The sequence below is a fragment of the Runella sp. R5_40 genome, from assembly GCF_057652295.1.
Genome location: NZ_JBYFCH010000011.1, coordinates 22,768 through 38,317 on the forward strand (window position 1 = coordinate 22,768; position 15,550 = coordinate 38,317).

Sequence of the window (15,550 nt, forward strand, 5' to 3'; positions counted from 1 at the left end):
GCGTTAGCCCTGGTATCTTGTTAATTTTCAATACTTAAAAAAGCAGCAAGGACTTGTTCTTAAAACTATTTCGTCGAAAAGCAGATTTCTCCGATACTGACTACCTCTCGGAGTATCGCCGAACGGGCAATTTGACCGAGTTGGGTGAGTTGTACGAACGGCACATGGACATGGTCTTTGCGGTATGTTTCAGGTACTTGCGCGACGAAGACGATGCCAAAGATGCCGTCATGCAGGTGTTTGAGCAGTTGATAGAAGAGTTGAAAACGAGCGAAGTGCACAACTTCAAAAGCTGGTTGCACAGCGTAACGCGCAATCATTGTTTGATGCAACTGCGCGCCAAACGCGTGGTAGTGGGCGACGAGGGGCTATTTGAACACGAAGCCTACGAAACCTTCGTGGTACAAACCTCCGAAACCGACGCAACGCTTGAAACGCAATTGTCGGATTTGGGCGATTGCCTGCAAACGTTGGCCGTAGAACAGCGCAAAAGCGTAGAACTGTTTTATTTCCAACAACTTTGCTACCAACAGATTGCCGAGCAAACGGGATTTGCGTTAACAAAAGTGAAAAGTTATCTCCAAAACGGAAAGCGTAACCTAAAACTGTGCATGGAGGGCAAACAACATGGCTAAATCAAAACAACCTACTTCGCCTTTGATGCCCCAACTGCGCCAGTACGTAGCAGGGACACTGACTCCCCAAGACCAGCACAAGGTCGAGAAAGAAGCATTACAAAACCAACAGGTCGATGATACGTTGGAGGGACTCCAAGCCATGAAAAACGCGGGCGTGGACGAGTCGGCAGCGCTGTTGGATGTTCGTAGGCGGCTTCAACAACGAATTTTGCCCCAAAAACGCAGGTTAGTGCCGTATTACTATGCCTCGGCTGCTGCGGTGGTTATGGCCGTGGGGTTGGGTTGGTGGTTGGTACAGCGGCAAGAGTTACCCGAATCAACGGCTAAAACAACGGCAGAGACGGTATTACCGTCGGCTCCCGTACCTGAAAGTGCGCCTATTTTAGAAGAAAACTCGCCAACACTTTCTGCCAAACCCAATACCCAAAGGCTTGCTCAAAAACCAGTCGAAGAACAAGTGGCCGCCGCGCCTCCTACCCAAGAAATGTTGGAAGCTGCTCCTGCCGAGAGTAGTGCCGCAAGCATAGTAGCAGAAAAAAAGGCGGACGAAATCGCCGCAGTTCCTGCGCAGGAATTGGCTACGAGGCCCGCGCAGGCAAAAAGTCGAGTTGCATCGGCTCCTGCGGCGGCGTTACCAGCCGATACGTTTACGCTACGCGGAAAGATATTGGATGCCGAAACGCGAGAAGCACTGGCAGGAAGTATCATTGCGGTGATGGGACGCAACCGAGGGACTTCTTCGGCCAACGATGGAACGTTTTTTTTACGAGGAGTACGTCCCAATGACAATGTAAGTGTCGGTGCCGTCGGTTTTGTCCCCGTCCAAATCACGGTGAAAGATTCACTTTTAGCCCCAGTTTTGTTAAAAGCAGAGCAAAATGCACTAAGTGAGGTAGTGGTCACAGGCGATAGCAAACGTACCCAAAAGTCCAAATCAACTCAAACCCAAAAAGCGTATTCCGATTACATACAGCAAGCAGTACAAGCATTTTTGGAAAAGAACCCCCAAGGCCCTCGCGGACGAGTAGTGGTCGAATTTACAGTAAACGAGTTGGGGGAATTAGGTGATTTTGAAAATAAAAACAGAGCGAATAATCAGCTGTTTGAGGAAGCCGTTCGCATCCTCAAACAGGGAGAAAAATGGACGCCGACCTATAAAAAAGGAAAGCCACAATCAGATAGAAAGCGCCAAGTTTTCCAGTTTTAGCACAAATGGGACGATTACTTCAATCGTCCCATTCCGCCATCTACGTTGAGAACCTGTCCCGTAATCCAACTGCCTTCGTCCGAAAGCAATAACTTCGCTACGGCGGCCAAATCTTGGGGCGTACCCACGCGTCCAATCGGGTGGCGTTTGTTGGAAGCCTCTCGTTTTTCATCGCTCGATAACAACGAGGCTGCCAACGGCGTGTCGGTTAGCGATGGTGCGATGGCATTGCAACGGATTTTGGTGGCGGCCAACTCCGCCGCCAACGAACGAGTCAATCCTTCTACCGCTCCTTTGGCCGTGGCAATCGACGCGTGAAAACCCATGCCCGTTTGAACGGCAACCGTACTAAAAAGCACAATGGATGCCCCGCCTGCTTTACGAAGTCGGGCAAGGTTGGCCTGAATCGCGGCGACGGCTCCTAAGACATTGACGTTGAAATCTGCCTGAAAATCAGCCAACGAAAACCGCTGAAAAGGTTTGAGATTGATACTGCCTGGGGCATACACAAGGCCGTGAAGGGTATCGGGTAATGCGTCAAAATGACCTTCAACGGGCTGGGTGACATCCCACGTACTATGTTGACTTTGAATACCCTGCGGTGCGCGGCGTGAAGCCGTAAACAACGAGGCTCCTTCGGCTTGAAGGATTTGGGCAATGGCAAGGCCAATTCCAGAGCTTGCCCCGATGATGAGAATGTTTTTTCCTTGAAATGACATTAGAAAAAGGAGTTTGCTATATTTAACTCGTAGCGCCAGTGGATGGTTTTAAGATAACTTACTTTTGAAATGAACTACTTAACTTTTGAAAACGGAGACAAAATGCCCGCCTTGGGGCTTGGGACGTGGAAATCGGCCAAGGGAGAAGTATATACAGCCGTAAAGACCGCTATTGAGATTGGCTATCGGCATTTTGACTGCGCTTTGGTGTATGGCAATGAGCAAGAAATCGGTCAGGCGTTTGCGGATGCAATGAACGAAGGAACGGTAAAAAGAGAAGACCTCTGGATTACGTCGAAACTTTGGAACAACAGCCACGAAAAACAACATATTTTGCCTTCCATCAACACCACTTTAAAAGATTTACAGCTCGATTACCTCGACTTGTACCTCATTCATTGGCCCGTGGCGCTCAAACGAGAGGTAGCTTATCCCCAAACAGGCGAGGACATGCTCAGTCTGACGGACGTTCCTCTTTCAGAAACTTGGGCAGAAATGATTGTTTTGAAAGAAATGGGTTTGACGCGCCACATCGGGGTGTCCAATTTCAGCATCAAAAAACTGGAAGAGGTAACTGCCGCCACGGGCGTTCGTCCTGAGGTGAATCAGCTGGAACTGCATCCGTTTTTGCAACAGTGGCCCATGGTGGACTATTGCCGCGAGCACGGCATCGTTTTGACGGGGTATTGCCCCTTAGGCTCGTCAGACCGACCTGCCAATCGGATTGTGGACGGCGAACCTAAATTATTTGAAAATGAAGTAATTCGTACTTTGGCGCAGGCACGCGGGTGCTCGGCCGCGCAGTTGATGCTCGCGTGGGCAGTCAATCGGGGAACGTCCGTGATTCCAAAGTCAGTCAACGCAGGACGCTTGCAAGAAAACTTAGCCGCCGCCGACATTGAGCTAACCGAGCAAGAAATGAAAACCCTGCGGGAGTTAGACTTGCAGTATCGTTACATCAAAGGCAATTTTTGGTGCTTAGAAGGGTCTGATTATACATTGGAAAGCCTTTGGGATGAATAAAAAGTAAGCGACCGTGCAAACAACGCCACCACAATGCTCGAAAGTACAAAGTAACTCGCCAGTACTACGGTGCCCCAGGGCATGGTTTCTGACATTCCGAACCAGCCGTTTTGGTAAATCAAAAACAACCCAATGGCGTTTTTGAGCGCTTCCCACGCCCAAGCGTAGGGATTTTTATCCATGAGTTCGGTATAGGCAAAAACGCACAAAAACAAGAAACCACCATACACAAAAATGTTGGGCGTACCTATTTTGGCAATGTTGATAAAGAAGTAATTGATGAGAGCAAAAGTGAACAAAAACTGAATCCATGTCCAAGTTCGTAGTGTTACCGAAGCCTCAGGAGCGTATTTTTGGAAGTGGTACGGGTCGTCGATTTTGTAAACGGGATAACGTTCGATGACGTCGGCGGGGCGCCATCCTGTTGGCATAAACCAAATTCTAGCTTTATCCTTCCAGCTCTTGGTGCGATAGGCGTCTTTTATCAATAGCCACAAGTGCTGGAAATTGATTTTGATGGGATTCCACGTCTGAACGGGCCGCGTGATGCCATAAACAGGCGGTACGTCGGGGAGTTCTTCTTGAAACGTACCAAAGAGTTTATCCCAAATGATAAAAATCTGCCCATGGTTTTTGTCCAAATAAATGGGGTTCATGGCGTGGTGTACGCGGTGGTGCGAGGGCGTCACGATGATGTGCTCTAAGATGCCCATTTTGCCAATGTAAATGGTATGGTACCAAAACTGGGCAAACAAATGCAGCGGCGCGACAATCGCAATGACTTTTGGCTCAACGCCTAGCAACGCCGCAGGAAGCAAAAATATCGTAAATAAATTGACAAACGACGAAATGCTTTGGCGCAAGGCACAGGCCAAGTCAAACTCTTCGCTGCTGTGGTGAATGGCGTGTTTGTTCCAAAAAAAGTTGATTTGATGGCTCAAGCGGTGTACCCAATAGCCCGAAAAATCGAGGGCAATGAAAGCGATGATATAGACCCAAATCGTAGATTGTACTTTGTACAGCGCCCAATGTTCGACCATATAGCCGTAAGTCAGAATCGAAACACTAATGCCCAGCACATCTTTGATGATGTTGGTGTAGCCAGAACTAAGGCTAGAAAGTACGTCCATGGTGCGGAACGGGTGCTTTTTTACTGCCCATCCGTACAGTTTTTCGAGTAAAACTAAGCCCAAAAAAATGGGCATGGCAATGAGAAGAATGCGTCCGTAGGTTTCCATTGGGTGATTTTTCTAACAAATTATGCAAGCATACTGTTTTTAATCACAAATGTAAGAAATTGTTGACTTTTTTCAAGAGTCAACAATTTTTGGGCAATTTAAGCCACTTCGCCACCGCAACTACTGCCCGCCCCTGCGGTGCAGGCGTAGCAGTGCTGGTTGATGACGATGTCTCGTTCGGTAAGTTGTTGAAAATCAAACTCCTTTAAGTGTTTCGCCGAGCCTGTTACTTTTAAATCCAGCATTTGGTTAAAATCACAGTCGAACAAGTAGCCGTCCCAGCCAATCGACAAGGTGTTGCGGCACATGACGTTACTAGCCGCTACGGGATTAAACGCATTGACGAGCTTTTCCATGTACGAACCGTAGTTGCCACTCACCAACAAGTAGTCTAAAAAGCGACTGATGGGGATGTTGGTGATGCAAAAAAGGCTGTTGAAGTCAATGCCAAATTTGGTTTTTAGTGCCCGCTTAAATTCGCGCTCCAGCCCCGCTTGTCCGCTTGGTAAAAAAGCGCCCGCAGGGTTATAGACCAAGTTGAGGGTCAAGCCCGAACCTTCTTGTCCATACCCAACGGCATTGAGGAGCTGAAGCGCTTTGATAGAATCTTCAAAAACGCCATTGCCGCGCTGAGAATCAGTGCGGTTGGCGGTGTAGAATGGCAACGAAGAAACCACTTCCACCTGATGCTGTTTGAAGAAATCGGGCAGGTCGTGGTACTTAGGGTTGGCCAAAATGATGGTAAGGTTGCAGCGAACAATGATTTTTATTTCCTGACTAATTTCACGAATTTGCTCCACAAACCACCGAAAATGAGGGTTCATTTCGGGGGCTCCTCCCGTGAGGTCAACGATTTTGAAGGGGTGCTTTTTCAAGGCATCCAAACACAACTGCATGGTGTCTTGCGTCATAATCTCCTTGCGATCGGGACCTGCGTCCACGTGGCAATGTTTACACACTTGATTGCACATTTTCCCCACATTGATTTGAAAAATATCAATTTGCGTGGGTTTCAACGGAAACAAACCGATGGGTGCGAGTTTTTCCTGAAATAAGGGAAAGTGATGCCCTAGTTTTTCCGAATCGTTCAGTACATCAAGCTGGTACTGGGTGTTTCCGAGTTCGTGTTTTTGTGCCTTGAGAGATTTGACGGGATTCATGAAAATGGGGAGAATAAAACCTGCAACAATTACATCGTGACTTCTTTCGCCTTGTTAATCATTTGGGTACTGTGTACCAAGGTAATACCTGCGGCCATCACAGCACTTACGTGTACGGCTTCCATCATTTCGTCTTCTGAGCAGCCTTTTTCGAGGGTGTCGGTGGTGTAAGCGTCAATGCAATAGGGGCATTTGAGCACGTGGGCTACGGCCAAAGCAATGAGTGATTTTTCGCGAGAGGTGAGAGCGCCTTCTGCAAATACGTCGCCGTAGTATTTGAAGAAATCTTGCGCTAAATTTTTTGCACCAAAATCGCCAATGGCGCCAAATTTTTTAAGGTCTTCAGAGTTGTAGTACGATGCCATAGTTTAAAATGTCTTGGGTGTTTACTTATTTACGCAAATAGAGGTGTTTTGGTTTGAAAAACTAGGGAAATGCAATGATTTTCGGAAAAAAATGGTTAATTTGAGTAGAAGTATGAAAAGTATGAAGAAAAAATCACAGAAAACGCGTAGCCCCAAAAAGAAACAAGGGGGACGTACGCATCGACAAATAGTCTCGTTTTTGGATGAACTCAAATCCGAGATTGCTACTTTTTTTGAAATCAATACCGAGCGACCTTTTGAATTGCATGAACTTCACAGTCATTTTGATGCCGATGACCCAAAACTTCGGCTTATTTTCAATGGATTGCTCGATGAGCTTGTGGAAGAAAGTAAAGTAATCCGAACGAAAGAAGGGCTGTATGCGACCAACGAAAACGCAAATGTGTTTATCGGGAAAGTCGAACACGTCAATAAAAACTATGCCTTTATCGTACTAGATATCCAAAAATCAAGCGAGCAGCCTAAGTTAGAAAATACCGACATTTGGGTGGATTCCGACGATTTGCGGGGAGCAATTGATGGCGATACCGTTCGGGTAAAACTTTTGAGTGATTACCGAAGTGGACGCCGCCGCGAAGGCCGAGTGGAAGAGGTTTTAGAGCGTGGACGGGTCGAATTGGTCGGAGAAGTAGAACTTTGGCCTAAATACGGCATTGTGGTGTTGGACAACCGTCGCATTTATGATGATGTGTATATTCCTGAGCCCAAACTCAACAATGCGCAAGACGGAGACAAGGTGTTGCTGAAAATTACGCAGTACCCAACGCGCTCGCGTCGTATGGAAGGAGAAGTACTGGAAGTATTAGGCAAAGCAGGAGCTCACGAAACCGAAATGCACGCGATTTTGGCGGAGTTTGGGTTACCTTATAAGTTTCCTGAAGATGTAGAAGCGGAATCAAATGCGATTTCGGAAGTGATAGAAAACGACGAAATAAAGCGTCGTCGCGATATGCGTGCCGTGACTACGTTTACCATTGACCCCGCCGATGCCAAAGACTTTGATGATGCACTTTCGGTTCAGTTGTTGGAAAATGGTCATTTCGAAATCGGGGTTCACATCGCGGACGTTTCGCACTACGTACGTCCTAACACGGCGTTGGAGCGGGAAGCGTATGCCCGTGCTACGTCGGTGTATTTGGTGGATAGAACGGTGCCTATGTTGCCCGAAAAACTATCCAATAACTTGTGTTCATTGCGCCCCAATGAAGATAAATTGACGTTTTCGGTAGTGTTTGAGTTGAACGAAAATGCCAAAATCATCAACGAATGGTTTGGCCGTACGGTGATTCATTCTGACAAGCGTTTTACCTACGAGGAAGCACAAGACGTACTCGAAGCGACCGCGCGCGGAGAAGAAGACGCAGGGCCTTTTGCCAAAGAACTTACCTTGCTCAATCAGTTGGCCTACAAACTTCGCGATGAGCGTTTTGCCAAAGGAGCAGTCAATTTTGAAACCACCGAAGTGAAGTTTAGGTTGGACGAAAATGGCAAGCCGTTGGGGCTTTACACCAAAATCCGTAAAGACGCCCACAAGCTGATTGAGGAATTTATGCTGTTGGCCAACAAGCGCGTACCCGAATACATTTACCGAAAATCGAAAAACAAGGAGCAGCCCAATACCATGGTGTATCGGATTCACGAGGAGCCCGACATGGAAAAACTACGGATGTTTGCCGCCTTCGCGGGTCGGTTAGGCTATAAAATGAAGCTCGACGATGAAAAAGTCGTGGCCAAGTCGCTCAATCAATTGATGTCGGATTTGGAAGGAAAACCCGAACAAAATGCACTCGAACAATTGGCGATTCGAACCATGGCCAAGGCGCGGTACAGCACCGAAGATGTCGGCCACTTTGGCTTGGCTTTTCGTCGGTATTCGCACTTTACGTCGCCGATTCGCCGCTACCCCGATATGATGGCGCACCGTTTGTTGCAGCATTATTTGGACGGAAAGCCATCGCCCGACCGAGCCGAATACGAGCCAGCGTGCAAGCATTCGTCGTCGAGGGAGCAATTGGCCGCCAATGCCGAACGGGCAAGTATCAAGTACAAGCAAGTGGAATTTATGGCCTCGATGGACCCTGAGCGCGTTTGGGACGGGATTATTACGGGCGTTACCGAATTTGGCTTGTTTGTCGAAATTACCGAAACGGCATCGGAAGGATTGGTCAGAATGAACGACCTGAACGATGATTTTTACGAACTAGACAAAGAAAACTACCGACTAGTCGGAAAGCGCACGCAGCGTTTTTACACGTTTGGGGATACGGTGAAAGTAAAAGTCAAAGACACCAATATTTCGCGCCGAAGCATGGATTTGACGTTGGCAGAAACTACTTCCAATGTTGTTTCGGCATTGCCTGCGCGTGGCCGTGGTAGAGGAAGTGTGAAAGAAAAACGTCCTCGAACGAAGGAAAGACGCCGCAAATAGCTTTTTAAGTAGTTGGGCAAAAGTTTTAGTGTGTTAGTAGTTTATATTGCTTCGGACAGGGCCGCCTGTGCGGAAGCGCAACCTTTGTAGTAGTAGAGGGGGCATCCATGAAACCCTTTTGCTTCGGACAGGGCCGCCTGTGCGGAAGCATAACTAGATGCTTTGTTATGCTTCTCCGAAGCAAAAATTAAAAAAAACTCCTGCTGCTACTACAAATGTTGTGCCTCTACCGAGGCGGCTTTGAACTACTCTAAAACTTTTGCTTTATTACTTAAAACAGCCTCGGAGAGGCGAAACCTTTGTAGCCCTGGAAAAAATAAACCTTCCAAGTTTTCAAAACTTAGAAGGTTTTGCGTTTGTTCCGCCCCGAGCTACCCTCGGGGCGAGTTTGTTTAGAACCCTTCCTTCTCTTCTTCCTTCTCTTTCTTTTTCGTTGGGGTTTTGGCAGGTGCCGTTTGCGCTACTTTAGCACCAGGTTTTGCTTTAGGGTCAGTAGCTGTCGTTTTTGCTGCCGTTTTGGTATCTTTTGCTTTCGGATCCGTTGTTGCTTTAGTGTCTTTGGTGGTAGGTTTGGTAGTCTTATCTGCCACTTTTACTTCCTCCTCTTCAGGCTCTTCGGCAGGTGTCGTCGTTGTTGCTTTTTGAGTAGCAGCAGGCGTTGATTTTGACGCAGTCGATGGCGCAGTGGTTTTCGCAGGAGCACCTTTTGCAGGGGCTTTGGTATCTTTGGCCAACGGTTTTTTCACTTTCGGACGGTAGTACGCCGTAAAACGATCCACAAACAAGTCACGTTCTTCAAAGCCAATTGGCAGAATAGAACCGTCTTTTTTATCTTTTGATTTCACCGAAATCAAATCATTAATTTCCTGCACCGACGACACAACGGCAAGTTTGTCTTGTTGCCAATCAAAATAATACCACACATCTTCGGATGCTTCGATGTAGATACTTACTTCGTCGCCACGGGCATTTTTACGAATTTCCACCATACCTTCTAGCTCGGCGTTGATGTCGGTATTGCCAAGGTTGGAGACCCCAATTTTACCCACACTGTAAAACGCATTTTGAGGCGCCGACCAGCGAAGATTGACATTCGATAAAACGAGTGTACTGTTGAATTTAGGCGAAGCATCAAACAGCGGCTTGTACGCAGCGGCACTGCGACTAATGTAGCCGTCGGTGGCTTTGCGGCCAATGAGGGCGGCCAATTTATTGCCCAACCGCTCGATACTCGGTTCGGCGGGGTCGCTGTTTTGTTCGTCTAAGTTGGTTTGAACAAGGTTTTCTGCCGCTTTGGTAATAATCTCACGGTTTGCAGGGAAGTTGAGCGACATGAGGGTATTGAAACGATACGTACTGCTGTCGATATTGGCCTGTACTCCCCCCGAAATCATAAAGAGCTGTTCGGCTTCTTTGGTACTGCGGTCGTTGATGAGGTTGATTTTACCCGAATACGAAATGGTGCCTTTGGTGTCGTTGAAAGTATAAGCATTTTCTTCATCGACTAGCTCATCGGCGGTTTTGGTTTCGGGTGTCACACGAAACGCTTTTAGTTTATCATCAAAGCGTAAAAGTCCGTAGGCTTCAAAGATAATCTGGTCGTTACGCGCTTCTTTGCCCGATAAAAACGTTGGGTACAATCCATCAGTACCTGCCCGATAATGCAACCCAACCGAAATAGGCATGTCTGCTTCGTTTTTGAGGGCAGGTGTCACTTTGAGGGCTACGTCTTTGGTCGGGGTTTCTTTAAACGGAATCCAAGAAGCGACCAAATCGGGGCGTTTTTTGAGAATTGGCTTGACATATCCATCAAATTGTAAGTTCGGCTCGGGGGCGAGCATGGTCATAGCGCCTTTGTATTGCAGGCGAGGAGCGGCCACAAAGTTGTCGAGCTCCACAATTTCGGCCTTGGCCACGGTGTAAGAAGTCTTTTCTTTGGAAGGCGCAGTGCGGTTGCTTCCCGACGACGCTGCTACGCCTTGGCGCAGACTAAAGTTCCCCATCTTGACAGGAATGGTGTCGTTTGAGACGGTAGTATAAAGGTAAGTGGCGTCGCCCGTAAACTTCGTGCGTGATTCAATCTTGATGTTACCGTTTTTGAGTCGGTGGTATTCGTTGAGGGTATCAAGGACCAAGCGCGCATTTTTGAAAGGTGTCATTTCGCCGTTGCGGTGAATCACCACAAGTCCTTTATCGGGCAATACCTTCGCGTCAGCAGATTTGATAAATGGAACACCGCCAATGTTGAGGGTCATTTTTTCGATTTCATACAAGGCCGAAGAACCGTTAAACGTCAACCCTGCTTGTTCGGGAGCAGTGGAGGTAAAGGTGGAAGTGGCCACATCGCCTTTCATCGCAATGGTTTTGGCGTTGATGTTCCACTGAGCGCGGTTGATAGAGGTTTGATATGAGGCAAATGGGAACTCCATAAGCGGGTTTTCCAGGGTATTTTTACTGGTTGAAATACCGACTAATCCCTTTACAAGGTTAAAGTCCACGTCCACATTAGAGCCTAACAAAACGGGGCGGGTGGCATTGGTGGCCGAGATAATTTTGTACTGCGATTCGCCCGCAAAAAAACCTTCTTTGTTAAACTTGATGTCTTGTGATGTAAGCTCTGAGTCGTCGCGGCGAAGTAATCCTTTTCCGTACAAACCCGTCGAACGAAGCACAATCCGCCCGTCGAGTTTGGTGGTGCCGTTGTAAAAATTAAAGGTATTTCCCTTGGTCGTCAGCGACATACTGTCGGCTTTTGGGGTCCAGCGTAGGGTGAAATTTCTCAAATCCACCTTAGGGAAATACGCCTTACCAATGGTTGCCTCTTTGACTTCGGCCTGCGCGCCGTTGGCAATCAACGAATCTGACATAAACAACAGGCTCTCGGTAGGAATACGCGCGCTCAAGTGGGTAATTTCGCCTTGCGAACGTAACCCTTGTTTATCCATCACAAGCTCTTTGGTAAACTTCACGACGGTATTGGTGCCATATACTTTATAGCCCGTAGCTGGCGGGGTATAATTGAAGCCCAGCGAGTTGTCGGGCATGGAGCGGAGTTCGGCTTGGAAGGTAGGGAAAATACCGTTGGAGTTGAACGTTCCGATGAATACAATGTCTTGAAGACCAAGGCTATCGTAGTCGAGCGACGGAATTTTAAAGAAAACTTTGCGGTCGTATTTGAAATTTCCACGGTCAGGTTGATCAAAATAAACCGTCATCCCTTCGGGGACGTGCAAGCGCGGAAAAATGGAGTTTTTACGGCCCCCCGATTTATTACTAGGGTCATTTAGATAAATCCGTCCTGATTTTTCATACACAATATCACCACCCACTTCGGTATTGCTTCCTTTGTCGTAGGCTGATTTTGGCACGAACGTGATGTTGTCAATTTTGTTCAAATCAACAAAAAACTTATCGTAATTAAACATCAAATCGCGGCCATTGAAGCGGAAGTTGGCCGAAACCAACAAACCATTCATGCGAAAATCGCGGTTTTTGAGCACCTTGATTTCTTTGTCCGAAGGCGAAGCGACGATTTTGAGCGAGTCACTAATGGTAAATTTATCGACTCCTCTAATGGTCAATACATTGTCTTTGAGGTCGATGCTGGCGTTGGCGATGTCGTTGTTGGCAGGGTACAACGACGAGACTTTGAAGTTGTCAAAATCGGTTTGTTTGTTGTTAGCCATCACGTACAAAGCTCCTTTATTGGTAAAGCGGAAAAGACCATTTTTAGGGTCGATGGACAAAAAGCCGTCGTAGTATAGTTGCATAAAAGCCGAGCGTACGGCGTTCATGTCGCGTTTGAAAAACTGGGCAACTTCTTCGGGGGCAAAGCTGGTTACTTTTTGTTTGGTAACGTAGTTTGACGCCATTTGCAGCGGGTGAAAACCCGACTGCTCGTTCATGGCACGGAAGCGTTCGGGTTTGAAATAGCTAAACGACTCGAACGAAATGGGAACGACGTTTTTTCCCGAAATACGCAAAAACTCAATTTGATTTTTGGGGAAGTTCCAGCGAAGCATTTCTGCGTCGATGTACATTTTGTGGTACGAATCGGAATAAGGCGTATAGTGAAAGCCTGATTTGACCGAAGCGGGTTGCGTTTTGACTGTCCCCGTGGCTTCGCTGTACGAAAGCTGAACGCCAGGGTGATGCAGCGAATCAGTGCCCATGTAGCTAGTGAAGGTAGCGATGGGGGAGGTAATCAACGAATCGGTGATGTCGAAGTGGCGGCTGCTCGATTTGAACGCCAATTTTCCGTTGTAATTGACCATCACCGTTGAGGGGGATTGGCTCAATGAAGCGCTGGTCATTTTTTGTCCCACCAACGAAATACCCCCTTGGTACATGATATTTTTGCTTAATCCTTTGATTTGGGCATCGTTGCGGTACGAAATAAAACGAGGATAGGGCGAAGGTTGGCCTTTGGTGCGTCGTTTGCTTTCGTATTCAAATACCCCTTCGACGGGAGCATTGAGCTTGGCGCCGTACTGGAGTTTGGCGTCGTCGGTCACGAGTTTAGGAAGTCCTACATTAAAGCTATAGGCACTCAGGTTGACAAAGATATCGGGTGCGCCTGCTGTTTCCCAGCTTACTTTTCCACCCATGCCAACCCAGTTTCCTTCGCGAATGGCCAATTTTCCGCTGGTTTGCAGAATAGGCACCGAGTCGTTGGCGGTGAGCATAACGAGGTTGGTGTTCTTGAATTCAATAATGGCTCCCGAAACGTCAGGTAGAGGTTTTTTCTCGTAAGCAGGCAGCAGGGTGACGGCGTTTGAAGTATCGGTTACGGCTCCCCAACCATCGTTGGTTGCGCTGTTTTTTGCCGACTCTACGGTCTTGATAAGCTCAGAATTAGCGTCACTAAAACGGAAACTAAACGTTCCTTCGAGCGCATAAAGGCGATTGAAATTCGAAGTATAAATCAGGCGATTCTCAAACAGATTGCGAGCTGTCTCAAAATACTTTAAAGTCGCTTTGGTATCGTAGGTATCTACGGCCTGGGTGGTGGTGGTTAGGTAGCCATCTACTTCGTTAGGATTGGCGTGTGTTCCATTAAAAGCCGCGTAAAGACTGTTGAAAAACTGCTCAAAATGAGGTGTGGTAGGTTTATATCCTTTCGCTACCATGCGTTTGGTAAGGGTAACGATACTTTTTTGGTGCGCTTGCGTCAAACGACTGTCCAGCCAAAGGGTTTCGAGGTTTTTGGCGGCTTTGAGATAGGTAGGGTTGCCGCTTGCAGCCATCATTTTCTGCACGTCGGCTATAAACTGCGCAGGGTCGTCAGAAAGTTTGACGACTTGAGCGTGAAGAACCAACCCTGTAAGCCATAAAAAAACGATGAAGTAGGGCGTAAAACGTTTCATAGTATCTGCGGAATTTGTCGAAACCAAAACTAGGTATAGAACTATCAATATACCTATTTAACTCAATTTAATTCAAAATTATTTCAATAAAGCGCTATGTCCGAAGATTTTCTGTACTTCTTGTGGCAGTTTCAGTATTTTGACGCTGCTCACCTCACAACTACGGCGGGAGAATCGCTCCAAGTACTGGCCATTGGACAACGAAACGCCAATGCAGGCCCCGATTTTATCAATGGGCGCGTCATTGTAGAAAATATCGAATGGGCAGGAAGTATCGAAATGCACTTGCGAAGCTCAGACTGGCACCGACATGCCCATACCACCGATCGTGCCTACGAGAGCGTTGTTTTGCACGTAGTTTGGGAAAACGATACGGATATTTGTCGGCACGATGGCACGGCAGTTCCTACCTTGGCTTTAAAAAACATTACCTCTCCCAAACTGTTGCACAAATATCACGTACTGATAGGAAGCAAAGAAACGATTCCGTGCGAAAACCAATTGGAAGCTGTTTCGAACTTGCAAAAACGCATGATGCTCGACCGCGCGGCTACGCAGCGTCTTGAGCGTAAAGCGCAGGGTGTATTGGAGTTGTTGACCCAAAATCACCAAGATTGGGAAGAAACGACGTATCAATTGTTAGCCCAAAACTTCGGTTTTAAAGTCAATGCCGAACCGATGCTTCGGCTGGCGCAGGGATTGCCCCTGAAAATCCTTCACAAACACCGCGATAACCTTTTTCAATTAGAAGCCCTGCTGTTTGGACAAGCGGGACTTTTGATGCCCGCAGACGAATACGCACTGTCTTTGCAGAAAGAATACACGTTTTTAGCAGCGAAATACAGTTTAAAGTCCACCCAACTGCAGGCCCACGAATGGAAGTTTTTGCGGTTGCGTCCCGCTAATTTTCCCACGGTTCGGTTGGCGCAGTTGGCGGCGTTTATTCAGCAACAACCCAGCCTATTTTCGCTCTTTATTCACGGGGAAAATGTCAAAAAACTGGAGGCTGTACTCCGCGTCAAGCAGTCGGACTATTGGCAGACACATTATCACTTTCAGAAAACAACGGCAGCGAAAGTAGCTACCTTAGGAAAAGCATCGGTCGAAAATATTGTTGTCAATACGGTCGTTCCTTTAGTAGCAGCTTATGCTGAAGCAAAAGATAATCTAGATTTTATGACCAAAGCAACCGAATTATTGGAACAACTTCCTGCCGAAATAAACCACCTCACCGATAGGTGGCATCAGATGGGGATAGAATCAAAAACAGCCTTTGATTCCCAAGCTATTATCGAACTCTATACCCATTTTTGTGTAAAAAAGGGATGTTTGCAGTGTGCTATTGGTACATCGTTGCTGAAATCTCCCTGACCGTTAGATAAATA

At 47.2% G+C, this 15,550-nt stretch carries 10 protein-coding genes; 5 read left to right on the forward strand and 5 right to left on the reverse strand.

What is annotated here, in order from left to right; translation table 11 throughout:
- Positions 1-53 precede the first annotated feature (53 nt).
- Together AC23N5_RS18700 and AC23N5_RS18705 are read left to right on the forward strand one after the other, a co-directional pair.
- Positions 54-635 carry an RNA polymerase sigma factor gene (locus tag AC23N5_RS18700; protein WP_487756755.1) on the forward strand — a complete coding sequence of 194 codons (582 nt, stop codon included), beginning with the start codon at positions 54-56 and terminating at the stop codon, positions 633-635.
- Positions 628-1,845 (forward strand): carboxypeptidase-like regulatory domain-containing protein, encoded by a 1,218-nt coding sequence (locus AC23N5_RS18705; RefSeq protein ID WP_487756756.1) that lies wholly within the window; start codon positions 628-630, stop codon positions 1,843-1,845. Before AC23N5_RS18700 ends, AC23N5_RS18705 begins: the two co-directional genes overlap by 8 nt.
- 14 nt (positions 1,846-1,859) lie before the next feature.
- Here AC23N5_RS18705 and AC23N5_RS18710 read toward each other — a convergent pair whose 3' ends face one another.
- Positions 1,860-2,564 carry an SDR family NAD(P)-dependent oxidoreductase gene (locus AC23N5_RS18710; RefSeq protein WP_487756757.1) on the reverse strand — a complete coding sequence of 235 codons (705 nt, stop codon included), beginning with the start codon at positions 2,562-2,564 and terminating at the stop codon, positions 1,860-1,862.
- Between the two features lie 69 nt (positions 2,565-2,633).
- On the opposite strand from AC23N5_RS18710, the gene AC23N5_RS18715 reads away from it, so the two are divergent.
- Positions 2,634-3,587, forward strand: coding sequence for an aldo/keto reductase (locus AC23N5_RS18715; RefSeq protein WP_183974685.1), 954 nt, complete (start codon positions 2,634-2,636; stop codon positions 3,585-3,587).
- Here the strand turns inward: AC23N5_RS18715 and AC23N5_RS18720 are convergent.
- From AC23N5_RS18720 to AC23N5_RS18730, 3 genes are all read right to left on the reverse strand, one after another.
- Positions 3,557-4,825 carry a sterol desaturase family protein gene (locus AC23N5_RS18720; RefSeq protein ID WP_487756758.1) on the reverse strand — a complete coding sequence of 423 codons (1,269 nt, stop codon included), beginning with the start codon at positions 4,823-4,825 and terminating at the stop codon, positions 3,557-3,559. The two genes, AC23N5_RS18715 and AC23N5_RS18720, sit on opposite strands and share 31 nt — an antisense overlap.
- Before the next feature lie 98 nt (positions 4,826-4,923).
- Positions 4,924-5,985 carry an arsenosugar biosynthesis radical SAM (seleno)protein ArsS gene (arsS, locus tag AC23N5_RS18725; RefSeq protein ID WP_487756759.1) on the reverse strand — a complete coding sequence of 354 codons (1,062 nt, stop codon included), beginning with the start codon at positions 5,983-5,985 and terminating at the stop codon, positions 4,924-4,926.
- Positions 5,986-6,014: 29 nt separating this feature from the next.
- Complete coding sequence (locus AC23N5_RS18730) at positions 6,015-6,350, reverse strand: arsenosugar biosynthesis-associated peroxidase-like protein (protein WP_028525823.1); 336 nt, start codon at positions 6,348-6,350, stop codon at positions 6,015-6,017.
- Between the two features lie 112 nt (positions 6,351-6,462).
- Here AC23N5_RS18730 and rnr point away from each other — a divergent pair, with 112 nt between their 5' ends.
- Positions 6,463-8,799, forward strand: coding sequence for a ribonuclease R (rnr, locus tag AC23N5_RS18735; RefSeq protein WP_487756760.1), 2,337 nt, complete (start codon positions 6,463-6,465; stop codon positions 8,797-8,799).
- A gap of 392 nt (positions 8,800-9,191) precedes the next feature.
- Here the strand turns inward: rnr and AC23N5_RS18740 are convergent, their stop codons facing one another.
- The gene (locus AC23N5_RS18740) at positions 9,192-14,165 is read right to left on the reverse strand and encodes a hypothetical protein (protein ID WP_487756761.1); all 4,974 of its coding nucleotides are present in this window, start codon (positions 14,163-14,165) and stop codon (positions 9,192-9,194) included.
- A gap of 96 nt (positions 14,166-14,261) precedes the next feature.
- Between AC23N5_RS18740 and AC23N5_RS18745 the strand changes: the two genes are divergently transcribed.
- On the forward strand, positions 14,262-15,536 hold the full coding sequence (locus AC23N5_RS18745; protein ID WP_487756762.1) for a DUF2851 family protein: 1,275 nt from the start codon (positions 14,262-14,264) through the stop codon (positions 15,534-15,536).
- The last annotated feature ends 14 nt before the right edge of the window (positions 15,537-15,550 follow it).